15 protein-coding genes are annotated in these 23810 nt (G+C 39.4%); 11 read left to right on the top strand and 4 right to left on the bottom strand.

Translation table 11 applies throughout. The features are described 5' to 3' along the window. Nucleotides 1-50: 50 nt before the first annotated feature. Nucleotides 51-833 (top strand): alpha/beta hydrolase, encoded by a 783-nt coding sequence (locus PIECOFPK_RS09910; RefSeq protein WP_409965760.1) that lies wholly within the window; start codon nucleotides 51-53, stop codon nucleotides 831-833. 2 nt (nucleotides 834-835) lie between these two features. Here the strand turns inward: PIECOFPK_RS09910 and PIECOFPK_RS09905 are convergent, their stop codons facing one another. Both PIECOFPK_RS09905 and PIECOFPK_RS09900 read right to left on the bottom strand, forming a co-directional pair. Beyond that, on the bottom strand, nucleotides 836-1948 hold the full coding sequence (locus PIECOFPK_RS09905) for a glycoside hydrolase family 43 protein (protein ID WP_330975331.1): 1113 nt from the start codon (nucleotides 1946-1948) through the stop codon (nucleotides 836-838). A 47-nt stretch (nucleotides 1949-1995) separates the two neighbouring features. Beyond that, nucleotides 1996-3369: a sulfatase gene (locus PIECOFPK_RS09900; RefSeq protein ID WP_330975330.1), complete on the bottom strand. Its 1374-nt coding sequence runs from the start codon at nucleotides 3367-3369 to the stop codon at nucleotides 1996-1998. Nucleotides 3370-3803: 434 nt separating this feature from the next. Between PIECOFPK_RS09900 and PIECOFPK_RS09895 the strand changes: the two genes are divergently transcribed. From PIECOFPK_RS09895 to PIECOFPK_RS09855, 9 genes are all read left to right on the top strand, one after another. Next, entirely contained in the window at nucleotides 3804-6965 is a 3162-nt protein-coding gene (locus PIECOFPK_RS09895) for a SusC/RagA family TonB-linked outer membrane protein (protein WP_330975329.1), read from the top strand. 72 nt (nucleotides 6966-7037) lie between these two features. Then, nucleotides 7038-8774 (top strand): RagB/SusD family nutrient uptake outer membrane protein, encoded by a 1737-nt coding sequence (locus PIECOFPK_RS09890; RefSeq protein WP_409965759.1) that lies wholly within the window; start codon nucleotides 7038-7040, stop codon nucleotides 8772-8774. 35 nt (nucleotides 8775-8809) lie between these two features. Next, nucleotides 8810-10204, top strand: coding sequence for a gliding motility-associated C-terminal domain-containing protein (locus PIECOFPK_RS09885; protein WP_330975327.1), 1395 nt, complete (start codon nucleotides 8810-8812; stop codon nucleotides 10202-10204). Nucleotides 10205-10261: 57 nt separating this feature from the next. Beyond that, the gene (locus tag PIECOFPK_RS09880; RefSeq protein ID WP_409965758.1) at nucleotides 10262-11200 is read left to right on the top strand and encodes a PorP/SprF family type IX secretion system membrane protein; all 939 of its coding nucleotides are present in this window, start codon (nucleotides 10262-10264) and stop codon (nucleotides 11198-11200) included. Nucleotides 11201-11431: 231 nt separating this feature from the next. Further along, complete coding sequence (locus PIECOFPK_RS09875) at nucleotides 11432-13486, top strand: arylsulfatase (protein ID WP_409965757.1); 2055 nt, start codon at nucleotides 11432-11434, stop codon at nucleotides 13484-13486. 6 nt (nucleotides 13487-13492) lie between these two features. Beyond that, entirely contained in the window at nucleotides 13493-14809 is a 1317-nt protein-coding gene (locus tag PIECOFPK_RS09870) for an alkaline phosphatase family protein (RefSeq protein WP_409965756.1), read from the top strand. A 67-nt stretch (nucleotides 14810-14876) separates the two neighbouring features. Then, entirely contained in the window at nucleotides 14877-16298 is a 1422-nt protein-coding gene (locus PIECOFPK_RS09865) for a sulfatase (protein ID WP_409965755.1), read from the top strand. An 8-nt stretch (nucleotides 16299-16306) separates the two neighbouring features. Continuing rightward, a complete protein-coding gene (locus PIECOFPK_RS09860; protein ID WP_409965754.1) occupies nucleotides 16307-20374 on the top strand; it encodes a two-component regulator propeller domain-containing protein in 4068 nt (1355 codons plus the stop codon). Nucleotides 20375-20391: 17 nt separating this feature from the next. Beyond that, nucleotides 20392-21798, top strand: coding sequence for an arylsulfatase B (locus PIECOFPK_RS09855; protein ID WP_409965753.1), 1407 nt, complete (start codon nucleotides 20392-20394; stop codon nucleotides 21796-21798). A gap of 31 nt (nucleotides 21799-21829) precedes the next feature. On the opposite strand, the gene PIECOFPK_RS09850 is transcribed toward PIECOFPK_RS09855, so the two are convergent. Together PIECOFPK_RS09850 and PIECOFPK_RS09845 are read right to left on the bottom strand one after the other, a co-directional pair. Then, nucleotides 21830-22303, bottom strand: coding sequence for a 23S rRNA (pseudouridine(1915)-N(3))-methyltransferase RlmH (locus PIECOFPK_RS09850; RefSeq protein WP_330975320.1), 474 nt, complete (start codon nucleotides 22301-22303; stop codon nucleotides 21830-21832). Nucleotides 22304-22336: 33 nt separating this feature from the next. Then, complete coding sequence (locus tag PIECOFPK_RS09845; protein WP_330975319.1) at nucleotides 22337-22585, bottom strand: hypothetical protein; 249 nt, start codon at nucleotides 22583-22585, stop codon at nucleotides 22337-22339. A gap of 179 nt (nucleotides 22586-22764) precedes the next feature. Between PIECOFPK_RS09845 and rbsK the strand changes: the two genes are divergently transcribed. Next, on the top strand, nucleotides 22765-23682 hold the full coding sequence (gene rbsK, locus PIECOFPK_RS09840) for a ribokinase (RefSeq protein ID WP_330975318.1): 918 nt from the start codon (nucleotides 22765-22767) through the stop codon (nucleotides 23680-23682). Nucleotides 23683-23810 lie beyond the last annotated feature (128 nt).

Here is a 23810-nt window from a genome sequence, read left to right as displayed (position 1 = left end):
TGAAAAAAGTAGTGTTTTTTTTGTTGCTGTCGTTCACATGCCAAATAATATTGGCGCAAACTCACTATAAGACTGTCAAAAGCATTAAATATTATCCGGCTACATTTTACAGTAATGATCCGTATAAAGACACCATGTGTGTGCTAGATTTATATTATCCGGAGGGAAAGAAAGATTTTGCCACTATTGTATGGTTTCATGGTGGCGGTATTACAGGAGGACGGCGAGATCTACCCGAGCCTTTGAAAAATAAAGGATATGCGATTGCAACAGTAGAATATAGATTGTCGCCTCATGTTAAAGCTCCGGCATATATTGAGGATGCTGCAGCAGCTGTGGCTTGGGTGTTTCAGAATATTCATCGTTATGGTGGAAGCGATAAGCTGATTTTTCTTAGTGGACATTCTGCCGGGGGCTATCTGGCTTCGATGGTTACGATGAATAAAGCCTATTTAAGCAAATACAATATTGATGCCAATCGTATAGCAGCACTTATTCCTTTTAGCGGGCAAGCTATTACACATTTCACCATCAGGCAGGAGCGGGGAGTGGATGCTTTACAACCTTTAATTGATTCCATGGCTCCGTTATATTATGTAAGAAAAGAAGCTCCACCGATAGCTCTAATCACAGGAGATAGAGAATTAGAGTTGTTGGGTCGATATGAAGAAAACGCCTACTGGCATCGTATGATGCAACTTGCCGGCCATACACGAACAAAATTGTATGAGCTCGACGGTTACGATCATGGCAATATGCCAGAAGGCGCTTACGCTTTGCTTCTAAAAATCATACGAGAACGTTCGAAAGAGATTTTTGAAGCAAAGCCTTAATGCTATGGCACCTGTTGTGGATCGGTTGTAGGACCATCAACAATAAGAAGTCCGTCTTCGGTGATGCGCATTTTATCAATAAACACTACGCGTTCATCGCCTGTCTTATTAGTGCGGCCATGATACACACACAACATTGTTTTGCCGTCAGGTGAGTAAGTTACACTGTTATGCCCTGTCCCAGTAACGATACCACCTGATGCGGTATTCTTTTGAAGTATTGGATTATTGGCTGCCTTAGTAAACGGTCCCAGAGGATGTTTAGATGTGGCGTAACCTACTGCGTAATTCTGTCCTCCAAAGAAATTAGCGGAGTACATCATATAATAAGTATCTCCATGTTTGAAGATAAAAGAGCCTTCTGTCCAACGACGGTTTACCTCATTGGAGGTAACTGAGCGGCTTTCCCATTCTGCTTGCTTGTCGTCCATTTTTACAGGTGGACGTAAGAGTAATACAGGTTCTCCAATTACGCCACTAAAATCGGGTTTCATCTCTATGCCGTATACCCAGCTTTCCTCAATTTCTTTAAACCATCCTTTTTTACGCGCCCAGTCGGCAATTTCACTTTCAACAGGATGTTTATAGCAGCATCTGGAGTAATATAGATATACTTTCCCATCATCGTTGAAAAGCACATTCGCGTCAATAATGGGATATCCGGGGTCAAAAATCGGCCGATTCTGCATATCAATAAATGGTCCGGTAGGTTTGTCTGCTACCGCTACACCGATTTTGAAGTTTTCTTTTTCATTGTTAGGATTCTCTTTCCACTGAGCGCTGTAAAACATGTAGAATTTGCCGTTACGTTCATATACTTCGGGAGCCCAATAATCGCCAACGCCCCAGCCGTTTTCGTTATTGCCATAATACACTTGACCTTCATATTTCCAGTCTATCAAATCTTCAGATGAATATGCGGCAAATCCTTTTTTAGCACCACCTCCTGTTCCATACATATAATATTTACCGTCCGATGCACGTAATACAAATGGATCGCCAAACTTTACGTTCAGCGGATTGGTATAAGTTTTGGTCGGTTGCGCATCGGGGTTCTGACAAGACAGATGCATCAGCATCATGCAAGAAATTAGTGATAATAATACTTTATGCATAATTAGATTCGTTTTCGAAGAATATTGCAATCGTTAACCTGGCAAACTTACATGGTTGCGCCCACATTTTTGCGCCAAGCAACTAGGTCTTTTTTTAGTTGTTCTACTATTTGTGGATATTGGGATGCCAGATCCGTTGTTTCGCTGCGGTCTTCCTCGAGATTGTATAACTCGTAGGTCTGATTATCGAAAAATTCTATCAGTTTCCATTTGCCGGAAATAATACTCCCTGCGGAACGGCCACCCAGAAAATGAGGTTCATTAAGAGGATAATGCCAATAAAAATTTCTTTTCGGTAAGGCAGCTTTCGGATCCTTCAATATAGGGGCAAATGACACACCATCTAATAATTGCGTATTGTTTTTTGCGCGAGTTAACTCCTTTAGCGTAGGATAAATGTCGAAATTGACTATTGGCTGTTCGCAAACAGCTCCTTTTTTAACTCCAGGCCCCCATATTATAAACGGAACTGTAACGCCGCCTTCGTACAACATACTTTTCCCGCCGCGCAAAGGTGCATTGGTGGTAATGGTTGTTTCGCCTCCGTTATCACTGGTGAAAATGACTATAGTATTCTTATCTAGCCCTATTTCTTTCAGTTTTTTCATAATCATACCCACCCCTTCATCTATAGAATAGAGTTGTGCTGCTAGATGGGGATTGTTTTGCTGGGCTTTGGAGCCTGATGGATATTTCTTGTAGGGATCATCGTCGGGATTTTTAGGTGTTGGCGCACTGGTGCCGGCTTCTTCTTTATTTTTAAAGTGTGCTACAATTTCGGGCTTGCCATGAACAGTTGTATGCACCGCGTAATGACTTAAGAAAAGAAAAAAGGGCTGATGCTTATTTCTTTCGATAAATTCTATGGCTTCCACATTCTGTCTGTCGGTAAGATACTCATGTTCTGTATTTAATTTTTTTTGAATATCTGTATTGAAGTGATAAGGATGAAAATAAGTGCCTTCGGCAATACCGCGGTTCTCACTTACAATTACTTCATCAAACCCATGTTCGTTAGGAGAAGATTCTGGAGCGCCGTGTAGTTTATAACCAGACAAATGCCATTTACCCACGATACCGGTTTTGTATCCTTCTGCTTTCAGCATTTCTGCTAAGGTAATGTGTGCATGCTGCAGATGCTTTTGAGAATTAGGCCGAAGATAATCCGTAATGCCTACTCTGGCAGGATATTGTCCTGTCATTAAGGCAGCTCTGTAGGGTGAACATACCGGTGCCGAGGCGTAAAATCGAGTAAATAACATCCCTTCGGCAGCCATTTGATTCAAAAAAGGTGTTTCGTTGAACTTATTGCCGTAACACTCTAGTTCGCTATAACCTAAATCATCTGCGAGAATGTAAATTATGTTAGGTTTGTTGCTTTTTTGGGCAATCGTAATGTTGAGGTTGAATACGACAAGCAAAATGCTTAGTATAAAACGTTGGATCATCATAGCCTAAAGATACTTCTAAACACACTATATATTATATAATAATTGTAGACAGTATTATTAAATATGTTTATCAATTATTGAAAAATGTAATAGGAGAGTTATCGAGAAGGGAAATGAAAATTTTTGAAAGTATGAGTGGGTATTATCATTTATATAGCTAGAATTTGGTAATAATAAGTACGGAGCAGTTGGGAGGGATTCAGCATGGGGAGATTTCGCATGTGATTGTATATAAATGTATGACGAACTTATCGTGTAGTACAAAATTTATAAAAAACAACACAATTATTATAGCTGCAGGTGGGAGTGTGTGCTAAATTCGATGCTCAATGATAGTATGATAGGCTTGCCTCGTATTATCTCTTTTGATTGCTTTGTTTGTTTAACTATTAACATTTATGCTAATGAATGCTTGTTACAAAACTATCTGTCTAGTTTATTGTCTTCTATTTAGTTTTGTCATAGACAGTGCATATGCTCAAAACTTTAGGGTTTCGGGTACTGTCAAGGACATTGCTAATGAGAGCCCCTTATCTGGTGCCAGTATTCAGATAAAGGGGAAAGCTGGTGCTACCACCACCAATAGCAAAGGGGAGTACACTATTACGGCTTCGCCCCGCGACGTTTTGATCGTGAGCCATATTGGCTATACATCCCAAGAAATTGCAATTTCCAATAGAAATCGCATTGACGTTTTATTAGTGCCTTCTGCTGCAGAACTGGAGGAAGTAGTGGCAGTAGGTTATGGTACTTTGAACAAAAGTGATGTGACCGGTTCTATTTCATCTGTACGTCTTAAGGACGTAGATGAAAATAAGGTAAATAACTTTGTTGAGGCATTGCAAGGTAGGGTATCTGGTGTAAATATCGTGTTGAACACCGGGGAGCCCGGAGCAGCCATCTCATTTAACATCAGAGGTATGACCTCTGTGACCGGTAGCAATCAACCCTTAATTGTTATAGATGGTCAACCCATTGAATCTTCCTTTAGTGCGGCATATGCCGGTACCGGACTGGACGGTACTGCTGATGCTCCGCCTGCTGACCCTCTGGCCGCATTGAATCCTAACGATATCGAATCCATAGAAATTTTAAAAGATGCATCTTCCACTGCTATTTATGGTTCACGGGGTGCAAATGGTGTAGTATTGATTACCACTAAATCCGGTAGAGGGGTAAAAGATCGGGTTACTGTTACTTCTCGTTTCGACCTGAGTATGCTGCCCAAAAAAATCCCCATGCTGAACAGCTACGAGTATATGCTTTTCAGAAATGAGGCAGCTGTGAATGATGGTGGTAATCCGGTTTATAACCAAGCTCAGTTAGATTCGGTTGCCAAAATGCCGAATACCGATTGGCAAGAGATGGTTTATCGTAAAGCCTTATCTCAGGACTATCATGTTTCTGTTACAGGTAATGAAAGAAACAAATGGAATTATCTGCTGTCTGCAAACTATGCTGATATGAAGAGTATCATCAAGAATGCAGGACTTCAGCGTGGGAGCATTCGTTTGAACTACGATCGTCATGTGACTGATAGGCTGAAAATTGGATTAAGGACCTTTGCTTCCTACGCTTATAGAAAATTCGGATCTCAGTCAAACTGGACGGGTATTCTTAGTGGTTCTACAGTAATGGGTGCTATAGCATTTAACCCATTGCAAGTACCATACACCATTAATGAAGAAGATGGTACAGCCGACGTAGACGTATCTATCCAAAACAATCCTTTAAGCCTTATTACTTATGCAAAGGATCATTCCAATATAAGAACCTTCATATCAAACTTTACTGCTGAGTATAAGATTACGCCTTTCCTTACTTACCAGTTTAGAGCTGGTGTGAATGAAGTAACTACCCGTCGTCACATATATTATCCTACCGGCACATGGTTAGGAGATACAGCACCGGATGGGTATGCTTCAGAGGGTGATAATAGCAACTATAATTATGTGTTAGATCATCTTCTTACTTATAGACAGGTAATTAAGCGTAAGCACTCCATTAATGCTGTGGGAGGTTTTTCTTGGCAGCAATGGTATAATAGATCCTCAAGTGTGATTAATATGGATTTCCCGTCCAACACACTTCATTACTGGAACATGGGGGCGGCCGGTTATCCTGGTAGATTTTCTAATACTTACCGTACTAGGGCCTTGGCTTCGTTTATCGGTCGTGTAAACTATACATATGATAGAAGATATTCTATCATGGCTACAGGACGTTATGATGGTTCCAGTAGATTAGCTCCCGGACATAAATGGATTTTATATCCATCTCTGGGTGTGGCCTGGAATGCTACCAATGAGAAGTTCTTTAAAACACATATTAAAGGGCATTCCCCTGTTTCATCCTTCAAATTACGGGGAAGTGTTGGTGTTTCGGGTAACGACAATATTGCTATTGGTGGTTCACAGGCATCATACGGTCTGAACTTCTATCCGATAGGAACTAACATTGAAACCGGCTACGTATTTTCTCGATTTAACAACCCTGATCTAAGCTGGGAGAAAACAGTTCAGTATAATGCGGGATTTGATTTAGGGCTGCTTAAAGACCGTCTGAATATTACAGTAGACGCATATAGCAAAATAACTACAGGTCTGTTGATTGATCTTGGCGTACCTATTTCTTCCGGTATCTCTAGCTATTACACCAATGTAGGTAAAGTGTCTAACAAGGGCTTGGATGTGGAAGTAAGTTATAACGTTTTCTCTAAGGCTAAAAAATCTCTCAATATAAGCGGTAACATTTCGCCTATAAAGAGTAAGATTATCCATATGGGAGAATCAAATATTATCTACGGAAGAACATTCTTTGCTGCAGGTAGTCTCGTATTAGGTCAACCAGTAACGGCTGCTATTCCGGGATATGCACTTTCTTCCTTCTATGGATATAAAACTAATGGTATTTATCAGAACCAGGCTGAAATTGATAATGACCCAGCACTGGCTAACGATAACGCTAAATCAAGCATAAAGCCTGGTATGGTGAAATATGTTGACATTAATGGTGATGGCCAGATTACAGATGCTGATAAAACAGTGATAGGTGATGCCATGCCCGACTTTACTTACGGTTTGACTAGTGATTTAAGCATCGGAAAATTTTCTGCAGCTGTTGTTTTCTTCGGAAGCCATGGTGCTCAGTTACTCAATTTGAATAGATGGATGGTGGGTTCCGGTCATGGTAATACTACCCATAATATGATGCGTGATGCATATGAAGGTCGTTGGTATGGAGAGGGTACCAGCAATAAATATCCTGCTCTTACTGCAAATTCGGTTCGTTTGCAACAACGCTTCCCAGATTGGATGGTAGAAGATGCATCTTTCCTGAGATTACAAACTGTAAGTTTGGGTTACACCTTCTCTTTACCTCAAAGATTGAAACTGGGAGATTTGAAAGTGTCTGTTACAGGAACCAACCTGTTTACAATCACTAAATACACCGGTTACGATCCTAATATCAACTCGTTTGGATTTAGCTCGATTAATAACGGTATAGATTTAGGAACATTAGGACAACCTCGTTCTTTCTCCGCATCGTTGAAATTGATTTTCTAACGATTGATAAGCAAAAAAGGTAAATACAAAAAACTGATTTAATCCATCTGATCTCTATAAAAAATTATACAGATGAAAAAAAGATTCTTAAAATACTTATCTCCGATACTGATAACGTTGTTTATACAGTCTTGTAGTTTGGATGAAACTATATATGATAGACCCACTCCAGGTACTATCACCACAGAGGGTGACATTACCGCATTAATTGTAGGTATGTATGCTCGATTTAACGATCCTGGAATGTTTAAATTTCAAGGGCATATTATGCTTACAGCATGCGCTGATGACTTTTTCTCAAACTCTGGATCAGAGTATGGACCATATGCGCAAAGGCTGTTCACACCCGCCAACACGGCTTCCATGTGGAATGGTTTGTATCTAACTATTGTTAATGCCAATGAGCTGATAGATGTATTAGATAACATGCCTAAGTTGAGCGAAAGCTTTAGAAATAGAGCTTATGGAGAAGCTTACTTTATCCGGGCATTCTGTTATTATTATTTGGTGCGCTTGTACGGTGGAGTACCATTGAGAATTACTCCTACAAGAGTAGATAGTGATTTTTATCTGCCAAGAGCCCCCCTCGCGCAAACTTATGAGCAGATATTTAGTGATTTCAAAAAAGCCTCGGAATTGCTTCCGGTAAAAAGTGCTATTCCTATTGCAGAATTAGGACGCGCCAGCAAGGGGGCTGCACAAGCGATGTTGGCACAGGCTTACCTTACATACGGTGATCAGTTATTGCAAAAAGGACAAGATGCTACCGAATATTTTACAAATGCAGTGGTTTATGCGGATTCTGTAATTAATAGCAACGAATATGTATTGTTGGATAATTATGCCGACCTCTTTGATATAGGAAAAGAAACCCTGGCTTACAATGAGGTAATCTTTGGTATTCGTTTCCAGACAGACCCCACCAACCGTGCACAGCCGGCTGCAGGATCTGAATATGCGCTCCGCTTTAATGCACCTAATACGCATTTTGTTTCTGCAAACGGCAATAACCAGAACGGGGATGGTACTTATAGAATTATGCACTGGTTTGCCGATTATTATCGCTCCGGAGATTATGTAGATGCAGATAGTGTAGAATTTGATTATCGATACGAAAGTGGTCTATGGGTACAGGCAACGGGTCCTCAAAGTAGAACCTATTACATTTATCCCGCAGTAGTACCGGCTGGTGCTGGAAACTATACAATTGCTACTCCTTTATGTCGCAAGTATATAGATCCAACCGGTAAGGATCAACGTAACCATGGTAATGACTTTTTCATCATCAGATTAGCAGAAGTGTATTATATTAAAGCTGAAGCTTTAAATGAATTGTACGGTCCTACAAGTGAAGCATTAGCTGCATTTAACAGAGTAAGGCAGCGTGCGAGAACAGCTAACGGAACTCCTAGAAGCGTGCCAGCAGATTTGACCCCTGCAACAGCAGGAACTAAGGAAAACTTCAGGATGAAGATTTTTGATGATCGTGGTTTGGAACTGGTAGGAGAGGGCCAACGCTGGTTCGACTTAGTGCGTATGCCGAGTCCTTTGGGCAATAACGTAACAATGTATGAATATCAATTCCTGCACAGATTAAATAATAAGTTGTCAGGATATCCGACATATTCTACATTTACCAGCAATTATCCATCTTATAATAACACCACTAAAACATGGACTCCAAGACACGGTGTACACGTGTATGCTTTAAATGTGAGTGTTCCTAAATTCTTGTTATTCCCGATTCCTACAAGTGAGTTGATATTGAATAAAAATTTTGGAAGTCAAAATACGGGATGGGGTAATTAATAGAATTTGTTTAAAGAACCAAAAAACTGAATTTTATGACAGCAAAATATTATTTGAAATCTGCAATACTCATATTTATAGCGGCGTTTTCCGCATGTACAGCCGATATAAAAGAGGCTGCTGATATAGATGTCCCCGCACCGGGCAAAAAATCAGATACAGGTCCTACACCTACCAATTCCGCTCAAATATATTTCCAGCAGGATTTTAACTCGTCTACAGATTATCGGGACTATATAGGAACTGGTACTAATCAATTTGACGGACTTAGTTTTAATGGAAACGCTACGCTCAATACACTGAATAATACCCTGCAAATTGTAAAAGTGGGTGGCTCCGGTACAAACAGAGCTTCAGCCTCAAAAACAACCACACCATTTAACCCCACTGGAGTGGGCGGTTTCCTTAGATTTGAAATGGATATCGAGATATCCGATAATACACCGGGGACAAACGTTTCGAACGGATTCCTTTTCTCAGTAGGAATGGGTATGAGTGGTACAGCTCCGGCAGATCCAGGTAATACAACTGTACACTCGGCTATATACATCAGTCCGGTAGCTACAACCGGTGCATTTGTCATCAGAGGGCGTGCCCCTTCAGGGAATATTAGCAGTGATCCACTTGAGGGTAAGCATAAAATTATATGGTTTATTAATAATAGCGGAAGACCTGCAGGTTATTTAGCACCAGATGGAGAAACCATAGGCTCCGTTCTGGATGATGCTGCCGATGTGTGGGTTGTTGACCAGGAAGGTAATGCTAAGCTTATGCTGGATGACGTACCAGCTTTAACACCAGAATTGGCCGGACTCCGCCAGTTTAAAATTTCCAACAATGCTAATTTTGTGGGTACAATTGATATTGACAATATACTTATAGCCGAAGAGCCTGTTATCCCTCTGAGGAAGATTACTGCCATAACCCCTGTACCAGAAGTATCTGCTCCTATTAAAACCATTTTCAGATTATTGCCTCTACCTAAGACTGTAGAGGTTACACTTGAGGATGGAGAAAAACAAATGGCAGAAGTTCGTTGGTCAGAGATAACCAAGTATAATCAATATCGTTTGGGTGAGTATGAAGTAAGAGGAGATCTTATCGCCGGTAGTGGTACTGTTAATTCGGAGTTTCTTTTTACTACTACAAAAGTGAAGCTTCGCGAAAATATCAATATCATAAATACATTCTCGCCTAATGGTGATGGTATTAATGATACCTGGCTTATTCCTGATTTGCAGTGCTATACTCGTAGTTCTGTGGAAGTGCTGGATAGAGATGGTCGCAGATTGTTCTATTCTACCGATCCTACAGTAGGATGGGATGGCAAGAATAAAGACGGTAAAGTAATTCCGGGTTCTTATTTCTACATCATTAAAGTTCCTGATTTGTTATTGGAAGAGAGAGGTACAGTAACTGTTATCAAGTAGCTTATTTTTTACAATAAGCTACTTTCCTCAATCCTTTAAAATTTAAAAGATAAACGAATGAAAAAATATTCTTTGCTTATTCTTATAATAACTACTGCTTTTGTAGGCAAAGCTCAAAATAGAATAACTATTGCAAATTTTCCGCAGTTCAAGCAATATTTGAATCCCGCTTTAACCGGAAATGATGGAAGTTCGGTGCAGGCTTTTTATAGAAATCAGATCACTACATTTGATAAAGCTCCTCAGACTTTCTTTTTATCAGGAGATGTGCGCTTAGTAGATTTGGGGGCTTCTGCAGATAGCAAAGTTCAACACAGCATCGGATTGGCTGCGCTTAAAGACGATTACGGGAATACCAAAAATATAGGTGTGAACCTTTCCTATAGTGCATCAGCTGCTATCACGTCTACATTAAATCTTAAAGCGGGTTTGGGCATTAGCTATGATAATCTGAAAACGGATATATCAGATTTATTACCGGGTGATCCTAACGACCCTGCATTTGATGCTTTAAAAAGGAATAATAAACTTACCAAATATGGGTTAAACTTAGGTGTGGGATTGTCTTCGGAGAATTTCTACGTGGGGTATTCTGCCAGTGATTTAGTAAAATCTGAAAGTGGTAATACGTCTTATTACGAAGATTACTATGCACTGCGTCATTCTATTCATGGCGGATATCGTTATGCTTTTTCCGATAAATTCGGTCTTGTGGCTAACGCCAACTATCTCTATGATAATGTTCGCAAGGGTATTGCTGAAGGCCATCTGAAAACTGTTTTTCTAAATACTTTTTGGATAGGAGGTGGCTACAGACAAGATATTGGAACTTTATTGAATGCAGGTGTGCGTATCAAAAAGCTGGCGCTGGGTTATACACGTGAGTTGCATTCAGAAAAAATCAATAACAAGCGTATGGGTGCTAACGAGGTGTATATTAGTTATCGCTTTACTGATGCGTTTGCGAAAGGTCAAAAGGCTTTATCGATATGGTAATTCACCATTTCATTACTCGATAGTCTGGGATTGAGAATCGCGTAATTGATAAATAATTAATAAGTGTATGTAATAGGGATGTTCTGCCTTTCTGCATTATGAGAAAAACTTAAAAGCAAGAAAGGTTAGATACATCCCTATTTAGTTGTGATGTGTACTCGTCTTTGAGTAGATAAAAATAAAATTTTCCATCCAGTTAAACCTTAAGGATACTAAATACTCTAACAAGATATGTATAACAAACTTCTTATACTGCTGATTTTTTTAACCTCGTTTTCTGTAACGCTGGCGCAGCAAAAACCCAATATTATTCTGATTTTGGTGGATGATATGGGCTTCTCGGATATTGGGTGTTATGGAGGGGAAATACAAACCCCCAATGTTGATCAGTTAGCTAAAGAAGGATTGCGGTATAAGCAGTTTTACAACGGAGCCCGTTGTTGTCCTACAAGGGCGTCTCTAATGACAGGATTGTATCCGCATCAGGCTGGCATGGGATGGATGGCAGCTGCGGATTTAAAAACAACTCCGGCATATCAGGGCAATCTCAATAACGAATGCGTTACTATTGCAGAAGTGTTGAGGCCAGCTGGCTATAATACTTATATGTCAGGCAAGTGGCACCTTACTAATGAAAGAAAGATTGATGGTTATATTATTGATAATTGGCCTATCCAACGTGGATTTGAAAGATATTTTGGAATAGTACCCGGAGGTGCTAATTATTACACTCCTGTTATCTATAGCAACAATACCCGCTACAATGCTCCTGATAATTTTTACCTTACCGATGCTATCAGTGATACCAGTGTAAAATATATTAAGGAACATTTCGCTGCTCAGCCGGATAAGCCGTTTTTCATGTATGTAGCCTATACTGCTCCACATTGGCCTTTGCATGCTCCTGCATCTATTATTGAGAAGTATAAGAACATTTACATGAAAGGCTGGGATGTTATTAGAAAAGAACGATTTGCACGACAAAAGCAAATGGGATTATTTGATGCTAATGCTAAGTTAAGCCCTCGAGATGAACGCATCCCCGCTTGGAATACCCTTAGTGAGGAAGAGAAAAAAGAGATGAGTATGCGTATGGCCATCTATGCAGCACAAGTAGATATCATGGACCAGGGAGTAGGGCGTATTGTCAAAACTTTAAAAGAGTATAATCAACTCGATAATACACTGATTCTATTTCTAAGTGATAATGGTGCATGTGCTGAGTATATTAGCAGTGGTAAGAGTAAAGCTGTTGATGGCACAGCGGAAACATTTGAGAGTTATCGTATCAACTGGGCAAATGTGAGCAGTACTCCCTATAAAGAGTATAAACATTTTACACACGAAGGCGGTATTGCTACCCCATTAATTGTTCACTGGCCCAAAGGTATTAAAGCTGAATTGAAAAATAGCTATGTTAAAGAGTACGGCCATATTACAGATATTATGGCTACCTGTATTGATGTAGCTAAGGCCACATATCCCACAACCTATAAAGGCAATAGAATTGTCCCCTTGCAAGGTAAAAGCTTGGTGCCGCATTTTTCGGGAAGTTCTAATCATCGAGGTAGAATATATTGGGAACATGAAGCCAATATTGCGGTTAGAGATGGAAAATGGAAACTTGTAGCCAAAACCGAAGAGGGTAATACATTTAATGAGACTGCTCTACAACTGTATGATATGGAAAGGGATCCTATCGAAATGAACGATTTAAGTTCCCGTTATCCTGATCGTGTAAAGGAAATGTATACTGATTGGAGACGATGGGCAGAAAGTATAGGCGCATTTCCGCTTGATACGAGAGAGTATAATGTCAGAATGCGTGCATATAGGCGTTTCATTAACGGGAATTTCGATGATAACTTAGGAGGATGGACGGTAAGGGTGGCTAATGAAGCGAAGGCGACAATCAATATCGATGAAAGTGGTAAAATATCAGGAAAATCCGCTTTAATAAATGTAGATAAGCCCGGTCCTCGTCCTGCAGCTATCATGTTGGCCTGGCCATTCCCTGTTAAAAAAGGAGAACGCTTTACGATAAAATTTAAAACTGTAGCAGAGAAGGATGCCTCATTTTTGGTGCGCTTAGAAAATGTTGCGGATGGTAGGGATAGAATTATCGATGCCGAAATTAATACAGAGAAGAAAATAAATACTCATTCTTTTAAGTCTGCTGCTGCTGATAAGGAAGGTAATTATCGTCTTGCCTTTTATTTCGGAAACACTCAATCAGGTTCTAAGATTTGGATAGATGATATAGAACTCATTCCCATTACTAAATAGAAAGCTATGCGTTATAGATTATTATTGTTTTTATTATTTACATCTCTTGTGAGTGTTGCACAAAAGGACAGGCATGTGTTGCTGGTAAGTATTGACGGGTTTCGTCCGGATTTCTATTTGCAAGAAAAGTGGAATGCTCCCACATTAAAGAAGTTGAAAGCAAGTGGGGTGCACGCCAAAGGAGCCGTGACCGTTTTCCCTTCTGTCACTTATCCTTCGCATACTTCCATTATTACAGGTGTACATCCAGCTCAGCATGGTATTTATTATAATGCCCCTTATCAGGGTAAAAAAGGAGCTTGGTATTGGAATGAATCTTATATAAAAGTTGAAACTCTATGGGATGCGGTTAAGGCTGCAGGCTTAACATCCGGGGCGGTAATGTGGCCGGTAACTGTGGGTGCTCCTATTAATTATAACTTCCCCGTGCGCAGAGCTGATAATGATGAGAAAACGGATCAGTTAACAATTACCCGTCCTCTTGTTACACCTAAAAACCTGCTTGACAATATACAGGCTTCAACAGGTTTATTATCAGCCAAAAGCTTTTCGCAGGATAGTATTGATTTTACAATAGGTAAGATGAGCGCTTATATTGTAAAACAATATAAACCCAATTTGATGGCAGTGCATTTTGTGGGTCTGGATCATGCACAGCATCAAAATGGTAGAAATAATCCGAAGGTTCAACAGGCACTAAGCATCATCGACAGTATGTTGAATATGGTGCTATTGGCTTATGAACAAGCCGGTATTAAGGAGAAAACAGATATTATTATTACAGGTGATCATGGATTTGTTTCGGCACGTAATACTATTGCTCCTAATACACTTTTGTATAAAGCCGGCATTATCACAAACAAAGACTGGAAAGCACGTTTTCATAGTACCGGCGGTTCTGCATTTTTATATCTGAAAGACCCTAATGATCAGGAAACGGTACAAAAGGTTAAAGAACTTCTCAATAGTGTACCTGCTTCTGAAAAGGCATACTTCCGTATTATTGATCGTAAAGAATTGGATAGTATGGGAGTGAATCCTGAAGTAGCCCTGGCTGTAAGTGCCAATAACAATTCTGCTTTTAATGGTAACACTGAAGGTGATTTTATAAAAGTAAAAAAGAATGTAACTGGCTCACATGGTCACGATCCACGCATGAAGGAACTGCGTACTGGATTTATCGGTTTTGGCCCATCATTCAAAAATCGTACTTCAATTGAAGAGATACATCTTGTAAATATATCTTCTGTTATCAGTGATATCCTCGGGTTGAATTTTAAGAAAATAGATCCAAGTCTTAAAAATGGTCTTTTCAAAAAATAAGCGATTTGTCGGAGGATATGTTTTGTATTGAAGTTTAAATTTTCTAATTACATAAAACCTGATATAGATGAAATTTTTGCGATTCTGTTTATTGACGTTAGGATTATTAAGCGTTCTTTTTACGACAGCTCAGAAAAAACCCAATATAATATTTATTCTAGCTGATGATTTGGGATATGGCGAGCTTGGATGCTACGGAAATACTTTTAATGAAACACCTAACCTAGACAGGATGGCTAAAGAAGGTATGCGTTTTACTCAAGCTTATTCTGCAGCCCCAATTTGTTCTCCGGCAAGAGCGGGTTTCATTACAGGTCAATATCCCGCACGGGTGCGTATTACAGATTTTTTGGGTAATGAAGCGCCTCGCTATCTAGACCCTGCAAAATACTATACACTTAATGAAGCCCTATCAGATGCCGGATATCGTACAGGAATTATAGGAAAATGGCATTTAGATACAAAATTCAGTAATCCTATCGGCAATGCGAAGCAACATGGTTTTGACGAAGTTATTGGTTCTGAAACCAAGTACATTGCTGATGGCGATTATTTCTATCCTTATGATAAAATCAGTACTTATACCACGGGAGCCGAAGGAGAGTATTTAACAGACCGGCAGTTTAGTGATGCTGTGAATTTCATCGAACGAAATAAATCAGTGCCTTTCTTTTTATATGTTTCTTTATATGCGGTACATACCGTACTCGATGCACCAGATCATTTAGTAAAAAAGTATAGGAAGAAATTTGATGCCAAATATGGTGCGGGAGCTGCGGCTAAAATTTATGATGATCCTGAGAACACACGTCATGAGGGACAGCATAAGGACAATCCTTATCTGGCTGCAATGATAGAAAGTATTGATACTGGGGTTGGTAAAGTTTTAGCAGCATTAAAAAGATTGGGACTGGATGAGAATACATTGGTTGTTTTCTTTTCCGACAATGGTGGCGTACCGAGCTTTGCAAACAACGCCGGTTTACGTTTGGGTAAATCATGGCTTTATGAAGGGGGTATTAGAGAATGCCTTATTACCAGATGGCCTTCTGTAATTAAGAAAAACAGTGTTTCCGACGCTGTTGTTTGTGGTATTGATTTCTATCCTACTTTTCTGGAAATGGCTGATCAGAAGAATAAAGAAGGAAATATTCTCGATGGAAGAAGTATATTAGACGTATTCAAAGGCAAAAAATGGGAAAGAGATACACCTCTCTTCTGGCATTATGTTTCAGAAACCGGAAATTGGGTGCCCCGCATGTGTACTGCCGTGAGAAAGGGGAATTATAAATTGCTGTATTTTTATGCAAGCAAGCGTGTGGAGCTTTATAACATAGCCAAGGATCCATCAGAAGAAAATAATATTGCAGATTCTCATCCGCAAATAGTACAAGAACTTTTGTCTACTATGGAAAAGTGGAAACAAGAGGTTAATGCAGAAGAGCCGAATATACACGCTGTGCGTAAAAATAACCGCAAAAAAACCTAGCATTAGCATTGAAAGTACTGTTGAATATATCAAGAAATGTAGCTATATCGTTTGCCATGTTTTTCATGGCAGCATGTAATATTGTTGTTGCCCAGCAGGTATTGTTTAGAAACTATACTGTAAACAATGGAATGTCCTCAAATACGGTATGGAACATTATACAGGATGATCAGGGATATATGTGGTTTGGCACTAAGAACGGTTTAAACCGGTTTGACGGGCATACATTCAAGATATATCAAGCGCACGCAGACCTCTCCACTCCCTCAGGTAATAGTTTCATTCATGCTATTTGCAAATATGATAGTACACGTTTTTGGGTAGGTACGGCAGATGGCTTGTATATTATGGATTTGGTAAAGGAAAGTTTTACCAAAGTAAAAGCATTGGGCAGTGATCTGGTTTTTTCGATACTTAAAGATGATAGGGGATATGTATGGATTGGTACTCGAAGCACAGGATTATATAAGTATGATATTGCGAAAAATCGTTTCTATAATTATCGCAAGCGCGACAGGGAGCCCTCCATCTCCCATAATCAAATTCGCAAATTGGAACTGGATGATGATGGAAATATTTGGATTGGTACTTTTGGAGAAGGGGTGGATGTACTAAATCCAGTTACAGGAACTATCCGTCATATCAAAGCTGGAAATTCGGATCAGCAAATCAGCAGCAATTTTATTCTTACCCTTTATAAAGATCTGGAAGGGAATATGTGGATTGGCACCCTCTCCGGAGGACTGAATTGTTGGTCAAAAAAGGAAAACAAATTTAAAATATACAAAAGTGGCGGTGCAGATGCTATAAGTGACAATATTATCCGGGCTATTTATCAACCCGATAAAAATAAATTGTATATAGGTACCGAAAAAGGCTTGAATGTACTAGATCTAGAACAGCAGAAATTTACAGCTTATACTAATAATATCAATGACCCCTATAGTATTAGTGATAATGCGATTTATTATATATATCCTGACAAAGATGGAGGTATATGGGTAGGTACTTACTTTGGAGGGGTGAACTATTTTGCCAAAGACAGTCCGGGTTTTAATTACTATTATCATACCGGAGCATCCGACGCTTTATCAGGAAAAGCGGTAAGCTGCTTTTTAGAAGATATGCCCGGGTATTTTTGGGTAGGAACCGAAAACGGGGGGTTAAATTATTTTGATTCGCATACCGGTAAATTCAAAAAATATCCATTCTCTCCTCAACACGAAAAGCTGTCATATAACAACATTCACGCTTTATATAAAGATAAAGAAGGAAATCTTTGGGTGGGCACTTTTAGTGGGGGACTAAATGTTATCAACCTCAAAACCGGTAAGATCAAACATTATCTGCACAATGCCTCCGATCCCACATCCTTGAGCAGTAATAGTGTATACAGTATTACTGAAGATAGAAAAGGAAATATATGGATTGGAACTGTTAAAGGTGTAAATATTTATGATAAGGAAAGGGACGCGTTTATCAGGGTGACGGCCATGGATCTACCCAACAACTGTATTTATAAAATTTATGAAGATGCATTAGGTAATTTGTGGATCGCCACTTTTGAAAGCGGTGTTATTTGCAGAAAGGCCGGTACTGATGAGTGGGTACAATATGCGACACACAACTCGGGACTTAGTTCTAATCGTGTGATTGCACTACATGACGATGGAAGAGGAAATATTTGGATAGGAACTGATGGAGGTGGACTGAACAAACTGAACATATTTACCCAGAAAGTTACCAGCTTTTTGGGTCGCAACGGAATACCAACAATTGTATTCGGTATTTTAAACGATAATGCAGGTAATATTTGGTTATCCACTAATGATGGGATTCTAAAATTTTCAGAAAATCCTTTTGTTGTACTGTCTTTCACTAATGCTATTAATTTTAATAATCGCTTATACAATTACAATGCTTACTATAAGGCTTCTGATGGTAAAATGCTGATGGGCAGTATCAATGGTCTCACTACTTTTTACCCCGAGCAAATCACACTGTTTCCAGACCAAAACGATATTGTTCCCGTTCTTACCAGTTTTAGGCTTTTTAATGAAGAAGTTGCTTTTAATAAAGAGAATGCTCCACTAAATGTAGCACCCAGTTATGCAACTACCATAAAACTTAATTATAAGCAATCTGTATTGAGTTTTGGTTATGCCGCCTTAAGCTATAAAGATCCCGATCGCATTAAGTACGCTTATAAGATGGAAGGATTTGATGCGAACTGGAATGAAGTAGGTACGCAACGCATTGCCACGTACACTAATCTTCCTCCAGGATCTTATACTTTTAAAGTGAAAGCTACCGATGTGTACGGAAACTGGAGTAAGTCGACCGCTGATGTGAAGATTGTTATTAAGCCACCTTTTTATCGAACAACATTTGCATATATACTTTATGTAATTCTAATCGCTAGCAGTATTTGGTTATTGAAGAATTATTATAGACGGAGAGAGCAGGCTAAGAATGCGATTAAGTTGGAGCGTATGAAAGCTCAAAAGGAGCATGAGTTTTACCAACAAAAAATAGATTTCTTTACTACCATGGCACATGAAATTCGAACCCCGCTTTCCCTTATCATGGCGCCATTGGAAAAATTATTGACTACGGAAAATAATCCAGAAACACTCAAGCAGTTGACGGTAATGGAACAGAATACGGACAGACTGCTTACATTGGTGAATCAACTGCTAGACTTTAGGCGGATTGAAAGCGATATCTATACTATAAAAAAGGAGCGCATTGAGCTGGTTTCTTATATACATTCTCTGTATTCGAGATTTTCTCCTACTGCCCAGCAGAAGGGATTGAAATTTCATATGTCTACAGAAGTGAATCAGCTTTATATGGACGCAGATACCGAAGCACTGCAAAAGATTTTCAGCAATCTGTTTATTAATGCATTCAAGTTTGCTCAGTCCAATGTAGAAATCAGAATCAGTTTGCCCGAGGTTGATGAAAATTCAGTAAAAGTAGTGGCTATATCTGTTAAAGACGATGGGGTAGGAATTCCGGAAGGTGATTTGAGTCAGGTATTTACGCCATTCTTCAAAGTATCATCTCCCGATCATAAGATTAAAAATATAGGCGGAGCCGGTATCGGATTATCGCTTGCTAAAGCGCTCGTTGAAAAACATCAAGGCGCGATCAATGTTAGCAGCCGCCAAGGCGGCCCCACAGTATTTACGGTTACTATACCTTTTGAACAAAAGCCTGTAGTGGCGCCAATTAATAATCAGGATCACGAGGAAGCTGAAGTGGAAAGCAGCTTACCAAGAATTTTGATTGTGGAAGATGATGTGAATATGTTGGATTTTATTTCTACTAATATTCGCGGAGAAGGGTATAACGCTTTGTGTGCTATAAATGGTAAAGAGGCATTAAAAATTTTAGAGTCACAACCAGTAGAACTTATTGTCTCTGATGTAATGATGCCTGAGATGGATGGTATTGAGCTCTGTAGGAAGATTAAGAATAATATTGATTACAGTCATATACCAGTAATTCTGCTAACGGCAAAAGGTAATAGCGACGCAGAGTTAGAAGGAATAGAAAGTGGCGCTGATGCATATGTCGTAAAACCTTTCAAATGGAAACACCTTACAGCTCTTGTTAAAAATCAATTGGAAATACGAAACAAATTGAAAGAGAAATTTAACCAGCAGCCATTGGTAGATATTGGTACTATTGCAACCAATACCCACGACAAGAAATTCATCGAATCTATTACTCAAATTGTTGAGTCGCGAATTGATGATTATCGACTTTCTGTGGAGGAACTGAGTCGCGAATTGGCCATGAGCCGCTCCACATTGCACAAAAAGCTTAAGGCAATAACCGGTCATGTCCCTAATGAGTTTATAAGACTTATTCGCTTAAGAACAGCGGCAAAGCTTTTGATCTCCGATGAGTATAATATTTCTGAAGTAGGATATAGAACAGGGTTTAATTCCCCATCCTATTTCTCACGCTGCTTTATACAGCAATTTAAATTAACTCCTAGTGAGTTCCTTGAAAAGTATAAAAACGGCCATGCAGAACAAGTGAGTGAGTTATTTGCAACTGATTAACTTTCAATTCTACTTAAATGAATAGTATATATATACTAATTTATTGCTTGCTATTTAAAAGTGTATTGCTATTTTCTCAAAATACATCAAAGCCTAATATAATTTTAATTGTAGCAGATGATATGGGCTGGGGCGATGTGGGTTTTCATGGTAGTAAAATACAAACACCCAACATCGATCAACTGGCAAAGGATGGGATCGTTTTAGACAGATTTTATGTAAGCCCTATTTGTTCGCCCACACGTGCAGGATTAATGACGGGCCGATATCCAGATAGATATGGACTGCGAGATAATGTAATTGCTCCCTGGATTCAGTTTGGCATAGATACCTCTGAGCAGTTTTTACCGCAGTTACTCGCTACCGCAGGATATAAAAACAGAGCCGCAATAGGGAAATGGCATTTAGGGCACTATGAACGAAAATACTTGCCCTTAAACAGAGGTTTTACACATTTCTACGGACATTATAATGGAGCAATAGATTATTTTACGCATGAGCGGGAGGGGGAGCTAGATTGGCATAACGATTGGAACACCAGTTATGATAAAGGATACTCTACAGACCTTATCAGTGAGGAAGCCGCAAAATGTATAAAGCAATATAAAAAGGATGGTCCTTTCTTTCTTTACGTTGCTTACAACGCACCGCATGGACCACTGCAGGCTAAAGAAGAAGATTTGCGTTTATACGGCTATGATCCTAATAAACCTACATTTGGAGAGGCTAATGGTAAAAAAGAGCAGGGAAGGGGTAATACCCGCTGGCAAACCTATGCGGCAATGGTTACCTGTATGGATAGAGGAATAGGGCAGATACTTAAAACGTTAAAGGAAGAAGGAATAGAGAACAATACTCTAGTCATTTTTCATAGTGATAATGGGCCGGAAACCAACTTGGGTGGTAGTAGTGGCCCCTTAAAAGGAAAGAAATTTCAGGAATGGGAAGGAGGTGTACGTGTCCCCGCCGTTATTAAATGGCCCCAAGGATTGAAAGGTGGATGGGTAAGTGATCAACTTTGTGGGTATGTGGATATTTTGCCTACATTGTGTGCAGTGGCGGGTGTCAAGGAAAAAACTGTAAAGCCTCTGGATGGAGTGAATATACTACCTGCGTTAACTCAGAAAAAGAAAATATCCAGAGAGTTCTATCTGGGGCATGGAAGTATTATTGTAGATGACTGGAAGTTAGTCAAAGCCAATGCCGGTAATAATAAAATGAAAAATAGCGAAGATGTGCTATTCAATATTGTAAAGGATCCTCTGGAAAAAAATAATATACGTGCTCAGCATCCCGAAAAGTATCAGCAACTATTAAATGCGGTAAAGGTGTATGACGACATTGTGAGTGCGGTAAAAGTTCCACCATATGATGCCGGAAGAAATACCTTCAAAGCACCTAAAGAGTGGAATATTTTAAACTAAACTATATCGATAAATTAAGTCAACTGTCTTTTTACTGGTGATGGTATTTTTCATGGTTTAGGATAGTGCATGCCCTATAAATCTGCTCAGCGAGAATCAGCCTTACGAGTTGATGTGGGAAAACGAGCTTGGATAAGCTCCATTGAAAATTGGCACGCTGCAATACAGATTCATCCAAACCATATGCCCCACCTATCAAAAAAACCATCCTTTTACTTGCCATGTTAGCGCAGCGCTGTATTTGTGTTGCAAGTCCTTCCGAAGTAAGCTGCGTGCCTCTTTCATCCAGCGCTACAAGGAAATCCTCTTTTTGCAATTTGGAGAGTATTAGCTCACTTTCGCTTTTCTTAAGTACATCTGCTGCCAGCTTAGCCGCATTTTTAGGAGGCGCAATGATCTCCCATTCGGTTTTAAAATAGTTATTGATTCTTTTTGAAAAATCTTCTATACCTGCTTTTACATAAGCCTCGTGCGCTTTTCCTACAGACCAAAGTGCGATTTTCATGTTATAAGTATATCTTCTTTTTGCTTGTATGCGCTAACACTCTGTATAATTATCAGCAAAAACTCCATTTAAAGCAACCACAGTATGGAGTTCAATTTCTAATTCGTTATCCAACCGGAATGCAATCGGATTTCTATCCATAAAAACATCCGTAACATATCCTTGTGCTCTGGTAATCCCCTTATCATCATACAGAATGGATGCGGGCTGCTGCTCTTGCTGACACTGTATGATCATTTTCAAGAAAGATTCATTTTTATTAAGCGTAAATCTTTGATCCATGGCAATTGAACTTAAATAAAGATGATTATTAGTGCAAAGTAATGCTTCTCTTCATTATCTTAACTATCTCTTGTAGGGGTATCAGTGTACAAAACTCAGGTGACTATTATTAAATTTGAAAAACAACATCGCAATACAAAGCTACAAATACCTTTCTATTGCGCGTGTGCTGAATATTTATGAAAAAGCAAAGCATTATTATTATCGGTTCTACCAATATCGACATGGTTATTAAAGCCCCCCGAATCCCTGTACCCGGTGAAACTATACTAGGAGGTACCTTTTTTATGAATTCCGGAGGTAAGGGAGCTAATCAGGCTGTTACGGTAGCTCGTTTAGGTGGAAATGCAGTTTTTGTATCTAAGATAGGGAATGATATTTTCGGAAAACAATCTCTGGAATTGTTTCAAAAGGAAGGTATTTATACAGCATACATGCTATCAGATAATCACCATTCTTCCGGAGTCGCATTGATTACAGTGGATGAAAAAGGCGAAAACAGCATTGTTGTAGCATCAGGAGCTAACGCTCATCTGAAACCGGAGGATATAGCTGATGTGATTTTTGAAGATTTGAATATCGGAATAATGTTGTTGCAACTAGAGATTCCACTTGATACCGTACAACATGCGGTTCAAAAGGCATCAGAAAAAAATATTATAGTAATACTGAATCCTGCTCCTGCGAGAACATTAAGTAGTACAATATTAAAGTATGTGGATATAATTACACCTAATGCAACAGAAGCTACACATTTATCAGGTATTGAAGTAAAGGATATGACTACGGCCAGAGAGGCCGCTTTGATAATACAAAAGAAGGGTGTGAAAAATATTGTTATTACAATGGGCGAGCAAGGGGCTTTAATCTTAGACTCTAATCATCTTTTTACTGAAATGCCTGTAGCGAAGGTAAAGGCTGTAGATACTACAGCTGCAGGAGATGTTTTTAACGGCGCATTAGCAGTAGCATTGTCAGAACAAAAAGACCTACCGACTGCAGTAGCCTTTGCCTGTCAGGCGGCGGCAATATCCGTCACTCGATGGGGTGCACAATCATCCATTCCCTATCGAAATGAGTTGTACCCAGAGGTGTAGGCTTTAAATTTTTTAAAGTAGAGCATTTTATTTTCATAGTATATCCCTAGCCTTATTTATTCCGATGCGCTTTGGATAAGGCAAATGTCTTGATTGGGTAGAAATAAAAAAGGCCGCTTTGAGGGCAG

The organism is Chitinophagaceae bacterium C216 (assembly GCA_028485475.2).
Classification (GTDB): Bacteria; Bacteroidota; Bacteroidia; order Chitinophagales; family Chitinophagaceae; genus Niabella; species Niabella composti.
Note: the sequence above shows the minus strand (reverse complement) of the source record. Positions and strands in the feature narration are given on the sequence as shown.